The 17,468-nt window shown below is 54.7% G+C and carries 18 protein-coding genes; 13 read left to right on the top strand and 5 right to left on the bottom strand.

Going from position 1 to position 17,468, the window contains the following annotated elements; genetic code table 11:
* Positions 1–11: 11 nt before the first annotated feature.
* Together LZ463_RS03915 and LZ463_RS03910 are read right to left on the bottom strand one after the other, a co-directional pair.
* The gene (locus LZ463_RS03915; protein ID WP_241454029.1) at positions 12–788 is read right to left on the bottom strand and encodes a LytR/AlgR family response regulator transcription factor; all 777 of its coding nucleotides are present in this window, start codon (positions 786–788) and stop codon (positions 12–14) included.
* Entirely contained in the window at positions 785–1,972 is a 1,188-nt protein-coding gene (locus LZ463_RS03910; protein ID WP_241454023.1) for a sensor histidine kinase, read from the bottom strand. The genes LZ463_RS03915 and LZ463_RS03910 overlap by 4 nt, the downstream gene beginning before the upstream one ends.
* A gap of 155 nt (positions 1,973–2,127) precedes the next feature.
* On the opposite strand from LZ463_RS03910, the gene LZ463_RS03905 reads away from it, so the two are divergent.
* The 3 genes from LZ463_RS03905 to LZ463_RS03895 all read left to right on the top strand — a co-directional run bounded on the left by LZ463_RS03905 (position 2,128) and on the right by LZ463_RS03895 (position 5,305).
* The gene (locus LZ463_RS03905; RefSeq protein WP_241454022.1) at positions 2,128–2,616 is read left to right on the top strand and encodes a (2Fe-2S)-binding protein; all 489 of its coding nucleotides are present in this window, start codon (positions 2,128–2,130) and stop codon (positions 2,614–2,616) included.
* Positions 2,613–4,790, top strand: coding sequence for a xanthine dehydrogenase family protein molybdopterin-binding subunit (locus LZ463_RS03900; RefSeq protein WP_241454019.1), 2,178 nt, complete (start codon positions 2,613–2,615; stop codon positions 4,788–4,790). Before LZ463_RS03905 ends, LZ463_RS03900 begins: the two co-directional genes overlap by 4 nt.
* A gap of 122 nt (positions 4,791–4,912) precedes the next feature.
* Positions 4,913–5,305 (top strand): MAPEG family protein, encoded by a 393-nt coding sequence (locus LZ463_RS03895; protein WP_241454016.1) that lies wholly within the window; start codon positions 4,913–4,915, stop codon positions 5,303–5,305.
* A 22-nt stretch (positions 5,306–5,327) separates the two neighbouring features.
* On the opposite strand, the gene LZ463_RS03890 is transcribed toward LZ463_RS03895, so the two are convergent.
* A complete protein-coding gene (locus LZ463_RS03890; protein ID WP_241454013.1) occupies positions 5,328–6,848 on the bottom strand; it encodes a tetratricopeptide repeat protein in 1,521 nt (506 codons plus the stop codon).
* Positions 6,849–6,930: 82 nt separating this feature from the next.
* Between LZ463_RS03890 and LZ463_RS03885 the strand changes: the two genes are divergently transcribed.
* A complete protein-coding gene (locus LZ463_RS03885; protein WP_241454008.1) occupies positions 6,931–7,197 on the top strand; it encodes a hypothetical protein in 267 nt (88 codons plus the stop codon).
* 15 nt (positions 7,198–7,212) lie between these two features.
* On the opposite strand, the gene LZ463_RS03880 is transcribed toward LZ463_RS03885, so the two are convergent.
* Entirely contained in the window at positions 7,213–7,767 is a 555-nt protein-coding gene (locus LZ463_RS03880; protein WP_241454005.1) for a GNAT family N-acetyltransferase, read from the bottom strand.
* A gap of 179 nt (positions 7,768–7,946) precedes the next feature.
* Here LZ463_RS03880 and LZ463_RS03875 point away from each other — a divergent pair, with 179 nt between their 5' ends.
* Genes LZ463_RS03875 through LZ463_RS03865 form a run of 3 tightly spaced genes read left to right on the top strand, consistent with a single transcriptional unit; the run spans position 7,947 to position 9,667 of the window.
* Positions 7,947–8,444 carry a low molecular weight protein-tyrosine-phosphatase gene (locus LZ463_RS03875; RefSeq protein WP_241453998.1) on the top strand — a complete coding sequence of 166 codons (498 nt, stop codon included), beginning with the start codon at positions 7,947–7,949 and terminating at the stop codon, positions 8,442–8,444.
* Between the two features lie 45 nt (positions 8,445–8,489).
* Complete coding sequence (locus tag LZ463_RS03870; RefSeq protein ID WP_241453996.1) at positions 8,490–8,726, top strand: hypothetical protein; 237 nt, start codon at positions 8,490–8,492, stop codon at positions 8,724–8,726.
* Complete coding sequence (locus LZ463_RS03865) at positions 8,723–9,667, top strand: M23 family metallopeptidase (protein WP_241453995.1); 945 nt, start codon at positions 8,723–8,725, stop codon at positions 9,665–9,667. The genes LZ463_RS03870 and LZ463_RS03865 overlap by 4 nt, the downstream gene beginning before the upstream one ends.
* 38 nt (positions 9,668–9,705) lie before the next feature.
* Here the strand turns inward: LZ463_RS03865 and LZ463_RS03860 are convergent, their stop codons facing one another.
* Positions 9,706–11,916: a carbohydrate binding family 9 domain-containing protein gene (locus LZ463_RS03860; RefSeq protein WP_241453993.1), complete on the bottom strand. Its 2,211-nt coding sequence runs from the start codon at positions 11,914–11,916 to the stop codon at positions 9,706–9,708.
* 224 nt (positions 11,917–12,140) lie between these two features.
* Between LZ463_RS03860 and LZ463_RS03855 the strand changes: the two genes are divergently transcribed.
* From LZ463_RS03855 to LZ463_RS03830, 6 genes are all read left to right on the top strand, one after another.
* Positions 12,141–13,307, top strand: a complete 1,167-nt coding sequence (locus tag LZ463_RS03855) for a sensor histidine kinase (protein WP_241453990.1) — start codon at positions 12,141–12,143, stop codon at positions 13,305–13,307.
* A 1-nt stretch (position 13,308) separates the two neighbouring features.
* Positions 13,309–14,106 carry a LytR/AlgR family response regulator transcription factor gene (locus tag LZ463_RS03850; protein WP_241453987.1) on the top strand — a complete coding sequence of 266 codons (798 nt, stop codon included), beginning with the start codon at positions 13,309–13,311 and terminating at the stop codon, positions 14,104–14,106.
* Between the two features lie 172 nt (positions 14,107–14,278).
* A complete protein-coding gene (locus LZ463_RS03845) occupies positions 14,279–15,025 on the top strand; it encodes an acetoacetate decarboxylase (protein WP_241453984.1) in 747 nt (248 codons plus the stop codon).
* Between the two features lie 10 nt (positions 15,026–15,035).
* Positions 15,036–15,818 (top strand): 3-hydroxybutyrate dehydrogenase, encoded by a 783-nt coding sequence (locus LZ463_RS03840; protein WP_241453982.1) that lies wholly within the window; start codon positions 15,036–15,038, stop codon positions 15,816–15,818.
* Between the two features lie 9 nt (positions 15,819–15,827).
* Positions 15,828–16,022, top strand: coding sequence for a hypothetical protein (locus LZ463_RS03835; RefSeq protein ID WP_241453979.1), 195 nt, complete (start codon positions 15,828–15,830; stop codon positions 16,020–16,022).
* Between the two features lie 248 nt (positions 16,023–16,270).
* Entirely contained in the window at positions 16,271–17,467 is a 1,197-nt protein-coding gene (locus LZ463_RS03830; protein WP_241453978.1) for an efflux RND transporter periplasmic adaptor subunit, read from the top strand.
* The last annotated feature ends 1 nt before the right edge of the window (position 17,468 follow it).

Below are 17,468 nucleotides of genomic sequence, written 5' to 3'. Positions count from 1 at the left end.
AATCAGGTGCGCTAGCCATCGCGCATGCGCCGCCTGATTTCTGCCACATAGCGTTCACTGACGGCCACCTTGTCTTTTTGGTTGATCAACAGCTGGTACACGCCGTCACCTATCACTTCCAGTTGCTGCAACTGATCCTGGCGCACGATGGCGCTGCGGTGTACACGAATGAAGCGCGTCGGGTCCAGGTGTTTTTCCAGCTGGCTCAACGACACCCTGTGCATGACGGTGCGGCTTGCCAGGTGCAATTGCATGTAGTTGCCCGCTGCTTCTATCCACAAAACATCGTCGAGCTGTATGCATTCCAGGCGACCCACCGAGCGCACGCTGACCTGCTGCCAATAGGCGGGAGTGTCATCGGAATCTGCCTTGGCATACTGACGCAGTGCCAACGCGTAGGCGGCTTGCTGACGCTGCTTCAACATGGCTGCTGCCCGTTCCAGCGCCGCAGCCAGACGTTGATCGTCAAAAGGCTTCAATAAGTAATCAAGCGCATGGAGCTCAAAAGCTTCTATCGCATGAGCATTGTAAGCCGTGACAAAAATCACCAAAGGTGGCTCGGCCAGTGTGCTGAGGTCGCGGGCCATTGTCAGTCCGGTTTCTCTTGGCATCTGTATATCAAGAAAAATGACATCGATGACTGATTGCCCCATTGCGGCACGTGCAGCAGCCACGCTCGCGCATTCAGCGACGACAGTCCAGTCTGCGTGGTCTTGCAGGGCATAACGCAGATTAGCCCGACCTGGTTCTTCATCATCGACGATCAGGGCGTGTATCTTGTTGTTCATGTAGAGGCACTTTCCGGCATGTGCAGGGGCATGCGTATCTCAACTTCAAAGCGCTGTACTGATCTTGATGTCTCATCTGTTGCGACAGGGCCGCTACGCATGCTGGCAGCCTCGCCATAAACCAGTTCCAGCCTGGCCCGGGTTTGCGGCAAGCCCAGGCCCAGGCCAGGATTGCTGGCGACGCCATCGACAACAGGATTGCTGACAATAACGGTAACAACTTCGTCTGCAAGTTTGAAATCCATGCGTATATCGCTGCTGCCTTCATGGCAGTCCAGATCATGACGCAGGGCATTTTCCAGCAACGGCTGCAAGAGCAGGGGTGGGCAATCACCAGTCAGTATTTTGTCGTCAACACCGCTGATACTGACTTTCAGCCTGCTGCCGTAACGCAGTCTTTGCAGCTCCAGGTAGTCGCGGATGAAGCTGATTTCATCCGCAAAGCTTACCCAGTCACGGCTGCTGGCAGTCAGGGCATAACGCAATAGATCACTCAGACGGTTAAGGCCGGTGAGGGCAACACGCTTGTCGTCAGCGCGCACCAGTGCACTGATGGCGTTAAGACAATTGAAGATGAAATGTGGTTCCAGTTGGCCGCGCAGGGCATCAAGTCTTTGCTCTTCCAGGTCAAGCTTCAAGCGCAGTACATCATTCATCGATTGCTGCAAGGCTTGTTCGCGCTGGCGCGCCTGTTGCCAGGCACAGATGGCAATGACAGCGATGAAGGTGCCGGTGGACCAGGCAAATTCCAGGAAGACAGTGAAACCACCAAGATGGCGCATGCCCTGCCAGATTGACGATGGATCAATGGAGATATTTTTCTTGCTCAGGTTGAGCAGGTTAACGTACAGCAGTTCCAGTGGCAGGAATAAAACCAGCATCAGCAGATAAGACCGAGCGATGCCCAGTGCCTTGCTGAGCAGGTGCCCCCATTGTTTGAAAGCCAGGTATAGCAGGCTGCTGTACACCATCATCAATCCGTGACTACTCAACCAGGCCCAGAAAACGTCCTGATAACTGCGCGTCGTTCCCTGTTGCAGCATGTCGCCATAATTGCCCAGTGACCCTACGCCGCACAGGCTGGTCCAGACCACCATATTGATCAGCAATATCCTGCCTAATTCTCTCGCTCGACTGGGCGGGGAATGTGCTAAGGGTGCAGCGGTGGCGGGTGTTATTTCCATGCGGTCAGTATATCAGCCTGCGTCAGCGTATAACCGGCAGCCAGTCTTTGCGGTAACGGCATTTCGGGGTTTCATCACAAACCGGGTGTGGAGGGAAAACTCAGGCGGAATAATGGAGTTGTTAATGGAGTTGTCAATGGATAAGGAGATATTGCATGGACGTCAATCTAAAAGTGAATGGCCAGGTACGCCATATCAAGACCGATGCAGATACCCCCTTATTGTGGGTCTTGCGTGAAGACCTGGGCCTGACCGGTACCAAGTTTGGCTGCGGCGCGGGATTGTGCGGCGCCTGTACCGTTCACCTGGATGGCCAGGCCCTGCGCAGTTGCGTCATGCCGGTCGAAGCTTTGACGGGGCGCAGCATCACGACCATAGAAGGGCTGTCTGCTGATCGCAGCCACGTCTTGCAACAAGCCTGGATAGCGCACCAGGTACCGCAATGTGGCTATTGCCAGTCCGGCATGCTGATGGCTGCTGCGGCATTGCTGAAGACCACACCACAACCGAGCGACCAGCAAATTGACGCTGCCATCACCAATCTGTGCCGCTGCGGCACCTATCCGCGTGTCAGGACGGCCATCCATGCTGCGGCAAATATGCTTAAAAATAATAAGGCAGGCAAGAAAGCAGGCAAGGCATGAAGGCCGCACATGCCCCTGCGCGCAGGATATTTTTAAAATCAACACTGCTGGCTGGCGCCTGGGTATTAGGTAGTTCCATGTCGCCGCCCGTCAGTTTGGCGGCGGATGTCAAATTACCGTCACCGTTTGATTTCTGGCTGCGTATAGGCAGTGATGGCAAGTTGACGGCGTATACCACGGTGACCAATCTCGGTCAGGGCACGCATATGGCGATAGCGCAGATTGTGGCGGAAGAACTGGATATGCCGCTGGACAGGATAAGCATAGAACACGCTCCGGTGGTAAAACAATTCTTTCGTGAATGGCCACCCGGCATCACCACGTTTGCCAGTGCCGGTTTCGCTTCTGCACAAGCGAGCATTGCACCAGCCTGTGCCGCCGCCAGGGATATGCTGCTGCGTGCTGCGGCAACAGCATGGCAGGTTGATGTGACAAGCTGCAAAACGGAGCATGCCAGCGTAGTGCATACAGCCAGTCGCCGCAGCCTGGCTTATGTCGACTTGCTGGAGATGGCTGCTTTCCTGACGCCACCGGAAAAACCTGCCATCAAATCGCCAAAGGACTGGAAGATACTGGGGCAATCCGTACCGCGCGCCGATATCCCGGCGCGGGTCGACGGCAGTACCGTGTTTGGCATCGATGTGCAAATCCCCGGCATGCTGGTGGCTGCAGTCATGCATGCACCGAGGTTTGGCAGCAGCTTGCAGGCCGTTGATGATAGTGCAGCCAGGGCCGTCAAGGGGGTGCGTCAGGTGGTCAGGCTGGCCAATGCCGTTGCCGTCGTGGCAGATCGTTACTGGATAGCACAAAAGGCGCTGAAGTTATTGCAAGCTCAATGGCGTGACGGTGTACATGCAGCAATAAACAGCGATGACATGCGCAAGACCCTGCTCGACGCAGTGACGGCTGGCCAGGGCATGTCGTTTCCCCGTCCACGTGTGCAGGACGCGGTGGCAACACAACAGGCGCTGGACACAGCCCACCTCGTCATTGATACGACGTTTGATGTACCGTTTCTGGCCCACGCAGCGATGGAGCCATTGAATGCCACAGTAGAGGTGCATGGACAGGGCGTGCAAGTCTGGCTGTCCACACAAAGCCAGAGCGATACCCAGAAAGGTGTAGCCAAGGCACTGGGCTTGCTGCCCGAGCAGGTGCAGATACATACGCAACATGTCGGTGGTGGCTTTGGCCGCAGGCTTGAACATGACTTTGTCCTGGAAGCAGCCCTGATCGCCAAAGCGGCCGGTGTGCCGGTGAAAACGATCTGGTCACGCGAAAATGATATGCGCGCCGGCTATTACCGGCCTGTCACTGCATCGCGGGTGCAACTGGCGCTGGATCAGAATTTTTTACCCATGGCCTTACGACATGACACAGCAGGCCCCTCACTGCTTGACTATTCCATGGTCACCAATAGCCCGGCCATTGATGGCTTTGACTGGAGCTTCACCATGGGCTGGCTGAGCAGCAGCTACAACTTGCCGAAATTTGACACGCGCTGGACCAGGGTGGATTTTGGCGTTCCCTGTGGTTATTGGCGTTCAGTCGGTAATTCACAAAATTGTTTTTTTCTTGAACATACCCTGGAGCAGGCGGCGCGAGCGGCCGGCATGGACAGCCTGGCGTATCGGCGACGCCTGCTGGCAAAAAATCCCAAAGCCCTGGCCTTTGTCGATGCCTTGGCTGAACGCGCCGGCTGGAATACCCCTCTGGCAAAAGACCATTATCGCGGTTTTGCCATGAATGGCAGCAGGGACAAGCTGTTCAGCGCCCACATCGTTGAGATTGCAGTGCCCAGGCCGGGTCAGTTCCGTCTGGTTAAAATTACCGCAGGTATCAATCCTGGTGCAGTAGCCAATCCCAGGACTGTCGAAGCGCAGATGATGGGTGGCACCTTGTTTGGTTTGACGGCAGCCTTGTTTGGAGAGATCAGTTTCAAGGATGGCCAGGTTGAGCAGGGTAATTTTGATACTTATCCATTACTTAAACTGGCCCAGACACCACCGGTTGACGTGATGGTCATGAGCAGCGCGGACGAGCCGGAAGGCGTCGGTGAAGAAGGGCCGCCATCGATAGCGCCAGCGCTGGCGAATGCCTTGCTGGCGGCCAGTGGAAAGGTGGTCAGGAGGCTGCCTTTGAACACGGCTGGATGGGAGCTGGTTTCAGCTTAATTCAGTCTGATTCAGCTTGCTGCTCATGCAGATGGAGTGAAAATTTCATGATCCCGGTGCATTTTGCTGTTATCGTTCCATTGGATGTGATTCTGAACTGTTAACAATTCAAGGAGCGTTTGATGAGTATAGCAAACTGGTGCGTCCTGGCAGCATGTCTGCTGCCCATTGTTACTGTTGGTCTGGCCAAGGGGGGCTCAGCCCGGTTGAAGCGTGACGCCGGGCGATATGACAATGAGAACCCCAGGGAATGGGCCCAGGCCCTGTCAGGGTGGCGGCAGCGGGCGCACGCGGCACAGCAAAACGGGTTTGAGGCTCTGCCACTGTTTATCGCAGCAGTATTGCTGGCGCAACAGGCGCATGCAGACCAGGCACGTATCGATCAACTGGCCCTGTTGTTTATTGCTTTTCGTATTATCTACATCATTACCTATGTGATGGGGCAGGGGACCTTGCGTACGCTGGTCTGGGCCTGTGGTTTGGCTACTTCCATCGCCATTTTCATGCTGGGTTGATGTTACCCTGCCGCGCTTGCTGTCAGCCTCGTATCAGCACCAGAATATGGATAAGGATATCTTCGCCTTTGTCCTGGCGTGCAGCTTGCTGACTGGTCTCGGCTATGTCAAAGCCATGTTGTTGCGCAAGTTTTTGCAAATATGGCAGGCTGTGGGTATAGCGTTGTGATGGCGCCAGTGTGTAGCTGGCTTGCCCATCGTGACCGGCTTCGACTGAAAATACAAACAGACCGTTGCGGTTGAGGATACGGCTCACTTCGGCGAAGATTTCATTCAGATCACCGATGTAGACAAATACATCCGCCGCGACGACCAGGTCGACGCCTGCTGGCTGCTGTCTCAGGTAAGTGCTCAATTCCTGATGATGTAATGCATCGTACAGACCGGTCAGGCGGGCTTTGTCCAGCATTTTTTCTGACAGGTCGATCCCTGTCAGCTGGGCAGAGTAGGGGCGCAGCAAGGGGGCGCACAAACCTGTGCCGCAACCCAGGTCGAGGGTAATGGCAGATTCTTTTTGCCGGTGTCGGTTGATGGCTTCGGCAATCAGTCGTGGCACCTGATAGCCCAGCACTTCCAGCAGATGCTGGTCAAAACGACTGGCATACTGGTCAAACAGGTCTTCCACATAGGCGGCCGGTGACGCTGCCGGCATTGCTGCAGCACCCAGGGAGGCCAGGGCATAGGCAATATGGTCTTGCTCTTGCTGGCTACGGCTATGTTTTGCGGCCTGCTGGTAAGCATGTATGGCTTCCTGATGACGCCCTAGCAAGTGCAAGACATGACCACACTGCTGGTGGGCGCGGACAAAATCCCCCCTGCAGCTGATGGCCTGGGTAAAGCTGTCCAGTGCGGCTTCTGGTTGCCCGTTTTTTTGCAGGCAGATGCCGAGATTGAGCCAGGCATCTGCTTGCTGTGACCTTTGTCCTGGCAGTCGCAAGCTCAGTTCATAGGCAGCTATTGCAGCTTCAAATCGCTGCAGGAATTGCAGGCTGACGGCACGGGCAAAATGAATGGCGGCATCATTACTCCGGAGGCTTAGCGCATCAGCAAAGTCGTCAAGCGCCTGTTCATGTTCACCTGTGTCTTGCAGGGCGATGCCGCGATTGAGCATGGCTTCGGTATAGTCGGGCTGGATTTGCAGGGCCTGGTCATAACTGTGCAGGGCGGCGGTCATCCTGCCGAGGCTGCGCAGGGCATTGCCGCGGTTGTTCCAGGCCATGGCATAGGTCGGCCGCAACTGTAGCGCGCGGTCATAGCTGTCGAGTGCTTGCTGCGACAATCCCTTGTCCTGCAAGGCCGCACCAAGATTGCTGTGGGCGATGGCTTGCAGCGGGTCGACAGCAATAGCCTGACGCAACCAGGTGATGGCCATGTCAGCATCTCCTCTTTGCCGGGCGGCGACACCGAGCAGGTGCAGAGCGTCAAAATGTTGTGGCTGCAACAGCAATACACGCTGATACAAATCTTCTGCTGTTGCATATTGCCCTTGCTTGTGCAGGGCCAGAGCCTGTTCCAGCATGGTGTTTATTTTTGTGATGGACATTTTGCTGTAGTATCAAACGTGGCGAAACAAGACTCAATAAGGTGCGGCAAAGGTGCAAGACATTTTACAAAGCATACTCGTCATGGATGAGAGGGAACTGATGCAGCTATTGTTGAGCTTGCTGCCATCCCCAGCCTATATCATAGGCACCATAATTTTCGGCATATTCGGCATGCTGGCGTTTTATTATGGCAGGAAAAAGAAACAGCCACGCGTCAAATGGCTGGGTATTGCCCTGATGTTTTATCCTTACCTGATAGGGACTGACACCTGGCTGCTGTATGGGGCAGGTATTGCACTATGCATTGCCACAGTGGTGAGCATGCGTCTTCCACGCAACCAGGGTTGACAGGCAGCGATCTGCTCAGGCAGGGGGTAAGGTCTTTTCCATTTCTTCATACTGCAGATTTTCTACCAGGACCTTTTCTTTGCCATTGTCGGCGGGAAAAGGTTTGAAGCGTCCAGTGCGTACATAACCACGACGTTCGTAGTAAGCAATCAGTTCATGCCTGACTGTGATGACCGTCATCCAGATTTTGGATATTCCCCACATTTTTTGCGCATGCTGCTCTGCTGTTTGCATGAAGTACTTGCCTATGCCATTTCCCTGCAATACGGGGCGCACGACGAACATACCCAGGTAAGCGGCACGTTCAGTTTTTTCCAGGTGGACACAACCGATGATGTCCTGGTCTTGCAGGCAGAGCAGGATGACAGAATCTTTGGCCGCAAGCATATCACTGACTTCCTGTGCATGGATGCGCGGGCCCTGAAGCAGGTCATCTTCTGTGGTCCAGCCCTGGCGGCTGCTGTCGCCACGGTAGGCGCTGTTGACCAGTGCGGCGATGGTTTCGGCATCGGCGTCGACAGCCAGGCGAAATTGAATATGGGTGTTTTGATATTGTTTGGTCTCTGACATAATTTTTATTGATGCGGCAGCGATGAGGGGGGACTGAATTCTGGCAGAAATAATAGCATGCTGTCCTGAAGCAGGGCTTTGCGGCTCTGGCTGTGGCACCACATCACATGTTAGCATTTTGCTTCAATGTCCATTGCGGGCCATAGATGTTTTCTTTTAATTAAGTTTTAAGTTTTACCATGAAAAAAAAGGCCAAAACAGCCATTCTTTTTGTCTGCATGGGCAATATTTGCCGTTCACCGACTGCAGAGGGGGTATTTCGTTCCCAGGCAGAGGCGGCGGGTCTGGCGGCCAGCCTGCATATAGACTCTGCCGGTACCCATGCCTATCATATCGGCGAAGCTCCTGATCCCCGCTCGCAGGAATTTGCCGCCAGGCGCGGCATAGATCTGTCGCAGCAAAGGGCGCGCAAGCTATGTGTCGAAGATTTTACAGAATTTGATTTGCTGCTGGCCATGGACAAGGATAATCTGGCAAGAATGCAGGCAGCCTGCCCTAAGGTGCACCAGCACAAGCTGAAACTGATGATGGACTATGCCAGCCACAGTGACAGCGATATCGTGCCTGACCCTTATTACGGTGGCCCCGATGGTTTTGACAGGGTGCTTGACTATCTCACTGATGCTTCTGAAGGCCTGCTCGCTGCTTTGCGGCGCGATATGATGTCAAGGCCCTGAGCACAGGTTTCTTTGAATTTACTTTGTCATCCTCTGGGGTCTCACATGCATGATCACGAAAAGCAGTTTGCCATTGAGGCCATCCGGGCTTATCTGCAACTACGACCGCACAGCGCCGATACGCTGGAAGGCATTCATCAGTTCTGGATACGCTGGCCTGGTTTTCCACCATCTCCTCAGGTGACGCTGGCAGCTCTGGAATTCATGCAGCAGATCGGTGAATTGCAGAGCCTGCACATTCACCAGCGTGTCATCTGGCGCTCGGCGTCATCTGCAACATGAAAAAATATGCGGTCATTGCCACTTGCTGGGTATGCCTGCTATTGCCAGGTCCGTTTGCTCGTGCCGGCAGTGAAATGGTCAAGGTGGAAACTGTTGAAAAAGACGGATCACGCGTTATCGTCGCCAGCAATACCAGCCGTATGCCGGTTGTCGTCACCCTGAAATTGAGCAGCTTCAGCAATCTGAGCAGCAACCGCAACTGGCCCATACAGGTACGACTGGCAGGGGGACAAAGCATGGAGGTGGCAGAAGTAGCTGCCGCCAATAAGCAGTTCGGTTACACCATCAACTACACCAGTCAATTCATCCAGGGTGATCCCAAGGCCAGGCATGATGCCAATGTCAGCTATCGCATCCCCTTTGTGGCGGCGCAAGGGTATCAGATATTGCAGGCGGCAGACGGGCCGATATTCTCGCATCAGTCAGTGGCCAGCCGCTATGCGGTCGATATCAGGATGCCTATGGGCACTACCGTGGTCGCTGCACGTGCCGGTTATGTGGTCGAGGTCGTCAGTCATTTCGCTGATGATGGCAAGGCCAGCCCTGAATTCATGGACAAGGCCAATTACGTGCGGGTTTTGCATAACGATGGCAGCTGGGCAGACTACTTCCATCTCATGCAAAACTCTGTCAGGGTAGAAGTTGGCCAGCAGGTCAGTGCCGGCGAAGTCCTGGGCCTGTCTGGCAATAGCGGTTACTCGACGACACCGCACCTGCATTTTCATGTGCAGATCAACCAGAACGACACCATCGTGTCACTGCCCTTCCAATTCCATAATACCCACGATGGCGTGTTCGTACCCCGCTATCAAAGCTGGCTGATACCGGACACGGCAGTCGATGTGGCCGGCAAGCTCAAGACCAGAAAAGACATGCGTGAATGCCTGCCGGCCAGCAAGGTCATTGATGCGGCTGTGATACGTTGTCTGTCCGCCTCATGACTGGCCCATAATCGGCCCATAATCTGCCTATAACTCGCCTATAACTGGAACAGGTAATTGAATTTTACAAAGACCTGTCTGCCTGTGTGCAAATCCAGTTTATCCGTTGCTTGCAGGTACAGCGGGTTGCCGAGCAAACGCAGGTTTTCCTGGCGATCAGCAAAGCCGGCATAAAAGCTGGTGCCCGGGCTCAATACATAGCTGACCTGTATGTCAGAATTGAGGCGCTTGCCGCCCGCCAGGCTGGTCAGACCGGGATTGACCTTGAGGAAATCATAATCGAGTACCAGGCGCAAGCCCCAGTAGCGGTCATGCTGGTAACTGAAGCGTGTGCGTGACAGCAGGTCACGATAAATCATGCTGCCGCTACGCTGGTCCGCTACGGCTTTTTGCAGGCGCAAGTCATTCCATAACAGGGTTTGTTCCACCCTGAAATGCGCATTGAGCTTGGCTGTCAGTATGGCCGCCAGGCTCCTGGAATCGCCCAGCTGCGAGGCTTGCCCGGTCGCAGGCAGGTAATTAATGACTTCGTTTTTCCCCGCCTTAAGGTCAAAGCTCAGCCAGTTGATGCGATCAGAACTGGCCGCCAGCAAATAGCCATTTTTATGATAACGTCCGGGGCCAAATTGATCATAACGTTCATAGGCATTGAGCAGATGTGCTTCCAGCACAGTGCTGCCTGTGCCGTTGACGATGTAGGCACTGTCTGCAGACCAGTCCTGCAAGGTGTTCTGATGATCTTTGCTGGCAATCGCGGTGATTTGCGGGCCATGATTCTGTATCCAGGGATGCTCATCCACATCCCACAGATAAGTCAGGGTCTGTGTCGTTTGCCGCAAGTCGGCTCTCGGGATGAATCCCAGTCTGGTATCAAACTCGGGGGAGATGCTCAACCACTTGCCGGAGTAATTGAGGTTCTTGTCCGTACGCTTGAATTCTGCATACGCAAGCCTGCCTTGCGATTGCCGGTTGTCGGCATCAACGGTTTTGCTGGCAGAAACCTGGGTTGTGATCAGCCAGTTCTGGTCCCATTGATACTGTAAATCCAGCCCTGCAACCTGGGATGACATATTGCCGAGCTTGCGCTGGGTCAGGATGGCGCCAAGATTGGAACCGTCGGCAATATCATTCTGCACCCGTAATACACTGATATTGGCAGTTTTGCCAAATGCAGCATGTCCGGCCGGTAGCTGTTGGCCAGGTGCATCATCATTGATGAGCAGGCTGCCAAACGCCCAGCTGCCTTCGCGTCCGGTCAGGCGTGCACCGTATTTGGGATCAGCGATACGGCGTGAAAAGAACAGCGGTTGCGCAGTCTGGAAAAAACCCGAGTTTTCCAGGAAGAAGGGGCGCTTTTCAGGGAACAGGACTTCATACCGCTTGTCTATGATGACCTGTGGTTCATCCGACTCAACTTCACTGAAATCGGGGTTGATCGTCATATCGATTGCCATCGCTTCCGAGAACACCCATTTTGCGTCCAGCCCGCCCCGGATTTTGCTTTGTTTTTCCCAATACGGGGCGGGATTGCCATCCTTGTTCAGGATGCGGCTCTTGCCCATATAGGTATATGGCATCAGTTGCAGGTTACGGCCGGGTGTGATCTGTTCAGGGATTTCTGCTGTCGCAAACTGCGGGATAAACGCCGCCTCTCTCTGAGTGATGGCCGGCCAGTAAGAGGCTTCATTCAATCTGGCAATCAGGCGACCGACGGCGATTCCCCAGGTCTGTACAGGCTGATTGCGAAATCGCAGACTCTTGAATGGAATAGCCAGCATGGCGACATAGCCATCGCTGGTCAACTGACCATCAGACTGCCATTGGGTCTCAAAGTCATAATCGGTTTCCTGGCCTTCGGTACGTTTGGCGTCGAGCTGCACGCCGTAAGGATTGACGAAGAATTCAAAAGCCCTCTGCTTGTCGTTGAAGGTATCAAGTTCCAGTATGACATAATCATCACCGAGAAAATCCTGGCGCTTGCCTACCCTGGCCTTGACCAGGGCGGGGTCATCCCTGGCCACAAACACGGCATAAAAATGGGTGTCGTCATAGGACAGGTAAGCTCTTGTTGCCTGTGATGCAGGAATGCCGTCGCCAGGCTTTCTTTGACGAAAGTCAGTGATTTCCACACCGGCATTTGCTGGTACTCCCGTGACATAATCGGCCAGTACCGGTGGTTTAACTGCACGCGGAATGTGCAAAGTGTCTGCTGCTCTGGTGATGCCGGAAAAGGCCAGAAGCAAAACCATGAAGACATACCTGCCGGTTAAAACCCGGCAAGTGAACCCTGTTTCTGATGTCATTGCTGATGTCATTGAATCCTCCGCTACCGCTCGTTCATAAGCTTGATGAGGGCGGATTTTGTGCTGGCTGTAAGCAGTCTGGTTGCGCTGAGTGATGAAAATGATTGATGCCGTGATGAAAACGGCCGCACGGGGATGCTGGCCGTGCTGGCGCTGATATACTGGATGCCATGGATACCACCAGCAATCTTCCGGGCAAACAGCAACCGACACGCCAGTCCTGGCAGGCGGTGGCGCAGATATTGTTGCTCAACCTGGTTATCTGGACCAGCTTGAGTCTGGTTGGCGCACTGACTTCACTCAACGATGATTTGCGCGAAGGTGTGCAGGGTGATTTCTGGCTGATCTTCCTTAGCTGGGGCCGCAGCTCGATTGCACTTGCCATATTGGGCTTTGTCCTGATGCTTTGCTTTGCGCGCTGGCCCTGGTTCATCAATAGCAAGAAACATATCGCTCTTGGCTATGCCTTGCTGTTGCTGATCGTCTTGCCGCTGCAGTTATTGTATGTGGGCAGCCTGGTCAGCCTTGATGGCCCGTATGACCTGAACTGGGGGGCCGTCACTGCACAATTGCAGGTCTTCGACAAGCTGGCGGCCCTGTTGCGCCTGTCATCCATCAGCGCCGTGTATTTTGCCGTGGTGACTGTCAAGGTCTGGCAACAAAGCCAGGAAAGAAACCGCGCCTGGGCGCAGGAAAGGGCAGATGCGCTGGCCCTGCGTCTTGAACTGGAACAGCAGAAGAGCCTGGCCCTGCGTGCACAACTTGAGCCGCATTTCATGTTCAATGCCCTCAATGCCATCAGCGCCCTGGTTATTTCTGACAACAAGGATGTCGCCCTCAATGGCATACACGGGCTCAGCGATCTGTTGCGCTACGCCCTGGCAGCCGGTGACAAGCAATGGGTGAGGCTGGGGGAAGAACTGGCTTTTGTGCAAGACTACCTGGCCCTGCAAAGACTGCGCTATGGTGAGCGCCTGCACATCAGCCTGGAAGGTGTCGATGATGGACTGGGACAATGTGAGTGTCCGCCACTGCTGCTGCAACCCCTGATAGAAAATGCCTTGCGCCATGATCTTGATTGCCATGAAGAAGCCAGCGATATCCTGTGCCGTTTTACCCGGGAGGGCGGGCAATTGCTGATCTGTATCAGCAACCCAGTCCATGCCGAAGCCGCAGCCAACCCTGGTGCAGGCCTGGGTTTGCGCAATACGGCGGCGCGTCTGCAACTGGCTTACGGGGATGCGGCATCCTTGCAGACAGGGCTTGATGCCGGTCGCTTCCAGGTTTGCATACGTTTGCCCACGGGGCATCCCATGAATCAGACAGGCGGCCAATAGCATGGATATGGCCAAACTGGATAAACCAAGTTGCATCATCGTCGATGATGAAGAGCATGCCCGCGTTACCTTGCGCTATGCGCTCGGCAAACATAGCGACTGGCAGGTGCTGGCCGAATTCAGGAACGCCGCCAGCGCCCGCGAATTCCTGGCAGCGCATGCCGTTGATGTCGTGTTCCTTGATATACAGATGCCCAAAGAAAGTGGTCTGGAGCTGGCGCGTACACTGGCGGCACAAGCCAGGCCGCCACTGGTCATTTTTGTGACAGCCTTCAATGCCCATGCTGTTGATGCCTTTGAACTGCATGCCCTCGATTACCTGCTCAAGCCCTTCAAGGCGGACAGGTTTGCACAGACCCTGGAGCGCGCCAGGGAAATGCTGGCCTATACCCGCCAGGCTGGCTATGGCCAGGTGCTGAATCAGTTTATCGACGCCAGAAAACCGGAGGGGCAGGCGCCGGTCTATGTGCGGCAGGTCGTGGTGCGCTCCATCGGTGAAATGGAAAGCATCCTGCTTGACCAGGTGTACTGGATGGCGGCAGCGGGCAATTATGTGGAGCTGCATCTGGACAAGCGCGTGGTATTGCATCGCGTGCCCCTGAGCAAGCTGGAAGAATACCTGGACCCGCAACAGTTCCTGCGGGTGCATCGCAGCGTCATTGTCAGGACCGAACAATGCGCCCACCTTCTGGCCCTGGGTAATGGCAGTTATCAACTGCGTCTGCGCTGCGGTGATGAAGTGCAGGTCAGCAAGAGCTATGTCGATGCTGTCAGGCAAGCTTTGTCAGGAGGCGTCTGATATCCGATACCCAGTATTGAATGCCTGGCCAGCACTGTAACAAGTTCGTAACACTTGAAAATCTGCACTCGGTTATTATCTGTATGGTTCTTATGGCAATCCGCCAACAGGCTCGGGCCTGGTGTGACGTGCCCAAGGTTTTACGGCTTGCCAATACAGGGAAGAAACGACCATGACAGAAGATGAGATTCGCCGGCATGCATTCGCCATGCCGTATAGCAATTCAGCGTTCCCGCCCGGCCCCTACCGTTTCACTGACCGTGAATACCTGATCATTAGCTATCGTACTGATCCGGACCTGCTGGCGAAAGTCATCCCAGCTCCTTTGCAGATGACGGAGCCTGTCGTCAAGTTTGAATTCATCAACATGCCCGACTCGACCGGCTTTGGTCATTATTGCGAATCAGGTCAGGTGATACCGGTGACGCTTGATGGTGTTGCCGGTGGTTACGTACACAGCATGTACCTGAATGATCACCCGCCAATTGCGGCCGGTCGTGAATTATGGGGTTTCCCGAAAAAACTCGGTGAACCCGAACTGAGGGTGCATAAGGACACCCTGGTCGGTACGCTGGACTATAGCGATACACGGGTGGCGACCGGCACCATGGGCTTCAAGCACAGCACGCTTGAGGCCGAAGCAATCAAGGCTGCGATGGCAACGCCAAGCTTTCTGCTGAAGATCATTCCCCATGTTGATGGCAGCCCGCGCATTTGCGAGCTGGTGCAATACAGCCTGACTGACATCCATATCAAGGGCGCCTGGAGTGGCCCTGGCGCACTGGCCCTGCATGCCCATGCGCTGGCGCCGGTGGCAGCCTTGCCCGTGCTGGAAGTTTTATCCGCCGTCCACATACTCGCAGACCTGACCTTGCCCTATGGCACGGTTGCCTACGACTACCTCACTCACAAAAAGTAAAGGATATCCCATGTTACTGAAAGACAAAGTCGCCATCATTACCGGCGCAGCCAGCGGCATAGGCAAGGAAATCGCCATAGAATATGCCAGACAGGGCGCAAAAATAGTCATCGCCGACATGGCCCTGGAAGCCGCGACGGCGACAGCAAAAGAAATTGAGGCCACAGGTGGTACAGCCATGGCGGTTGCCATGAATGTGACTGATGAAGCCCAGGTGGATAAAGGCGTGGCCGATGCCGTGGCAGCGTATGGCGGCGTCGATATACTGATCAGCAATGCCGGTATCCAGATCATCAGTCCCATCGTTGATCTCAGCCTCGACAACTGGAAGAAACTGACCGCGATTCATCTCGATGGCGCTTTCCTGACTACACGGGCAGCCATGCGCGCCATGATAGCCGGTGGCAAGGGGGGCACCGTGATTTACATGGGATCAGTCCATTCGCATGAGGCTTCGCCGCTGAAAGCGCCCTATGTGACCGCCAAGCATGGCCTGATCGGCCTGGCCAAGGTGGTTGCCAAAGAAGGCGCCAAAGACGGCATACGCGCCAATGTGATTTGCCCCGGTTTTGTGCGCACGCCGTTGGTGGACAAGCAAATCCCTGAACAGGCCAAGGAACTCGGCATTTCAGAAGCAGATGTCATCAAGAACGTCATGCTTAAGGAAACCGTCGATGGTGAATTCACCACGGTGCAGGACGTGGCGCAGACGGCGCTGTTCCTGGCAGCTTTTGGCTCGAATGCCCTGACCGGACAGTCGATTACCGTCAGCCATGGCTGGCATATGCAGTAAGCGTCAAGGTTGTTGCATGCCATTGCGTTGGCGTACTGGCATGCAACAGCGGCTTCACGTCTTGAACTGGTCTTGAAAGTCTCTGCCAGTGATTTCAGCCTGCCGCCAGATCAGCACCATGAATCGCAGGTAGAGTTGAACCTGTTCTTGCAGCGTCAGCCCAGCTTATTGCCGCGTTTGCCTGAGAAATATCCAGGGCAGTGACCGTCACTGAAACATGCGCCAGGAATCGGCGATGCGCTTGCTGAAAAACAGCTATTTCTGAACTTATCTCCAATGCAAGAGTCCTAGTCTGCAGTTTTCAGGCCAGCCCGATTGCATTTCAGGCAGCAAAATCGGCATTTCATCCCCGGAAAAATGCACTTCAAAACCTTGGCCATTGAAATGGACAGGCAGGCAGGGAATACTTTCTCATCCGAATTTCCCCCAAACCAATAGCGACAGGGCCCATCATGTTACGTAAAACTCTACTTGTTCTTGCCATTGCTTCTGCCCTGGCGGCATGCAGCAAAGACAAAGCCACGGAAAAAGCCAGTGCCAGTTCCGAGGCCAGTGCTAGTGCCAGCGCAACTGCGGACAAGAGTGATGCCAAGGACAAGAAGGACAAACCGCCTGTCAAGCTGGTTATCGCACCGGAAGACGTCATGACCGTACAAAGCAATGCACTGGCATCCGGTCCGGTCGTCACCGGTTCCATACAGCCAGAGCGCAAGGCTGATTTGCGGGCTGAAGTGTCCGCGATAGTCTTACAGGTATTGAAGGAAAACGGTGACGTCGTCAAACGTGGCGATATCCTGGTCAAACTGGATGAAACCTCCATCCGTGACAACCTCAATTCTGCCGAAGACGCGTCCCGTAATGCTGCACTGGCACTGGACCAGGCTGACCGCGCCCTGCAAAGGCTGAAAACCCTGCGTGCTTCCGGCATGACCTCCTTGCAGGCACTCGATGATGCCGAAGTGCGTCGCAACAGTGCACAGAGTGAGTTGTCGGCAGCCAAAGCCAGGGCCGTGACGGCACGTCAGCAATTGCAGCGCACTGTTGTACGCGCGCCATTTGACGGTGTGGTCAGCGAACGCAAGGTATCGGCCGGTGATACTGCCGCCATAGGCAAGGAATTAGTGAAAGTCATCGACCCGACCAGCATGCGTTTTGCCGGCCGTGTTTCCACCGACAAGATCGCCATGGTGAAGGTCGGTCAGCCTGTAAGTTTCCGTATCAATGGCTATGCCGGTCAAGAGTTCCGTGGCAAGGTCACTCGTGTTGATCCTTCCGCCAATGATGTTACTCGCCAGGTTGAAGTGCTGGTCGCTTTTGCCGACAGCAAGCAACCCAGCGTATCTGGCCTGTATGCAGAAGGCAATATTGAGGCTGCCACCATCAGCGCCCTGATGCTGCCCGAGGCTGCCGTTGTCAAGAGTGGTGACAAGGCCTATGCCTGGAAAGTCGCCGGAAAAACCCTGGCCAAGGTTGACCTGCAGGTTGGCAAGCGTGACCAGCGTACTGGCAATTATGAAATCCGCAGCGGCCTGACAGCAGGTGATGTTGTGATGCGCAGCCCCAGTTCCAGCTTCAAGGATGGTCAGAACATAGAAATGGCAACGGCCAAGGTCGCAGTTGCTGACGCTACTCCAGCGCAAGGAAAATAAT

It is taken from the genome of Undibacterium paludis, assembly GCF_022568815.1.
GTDB lineage: Bacteria > Pseudomonadota > Gammaproteobacteria > Burkholderiales > Burkholderiaceae_D > Undibacterium.
This window is presented reverse-complemented; position numbering and strand designations above follow the sequence as displayed.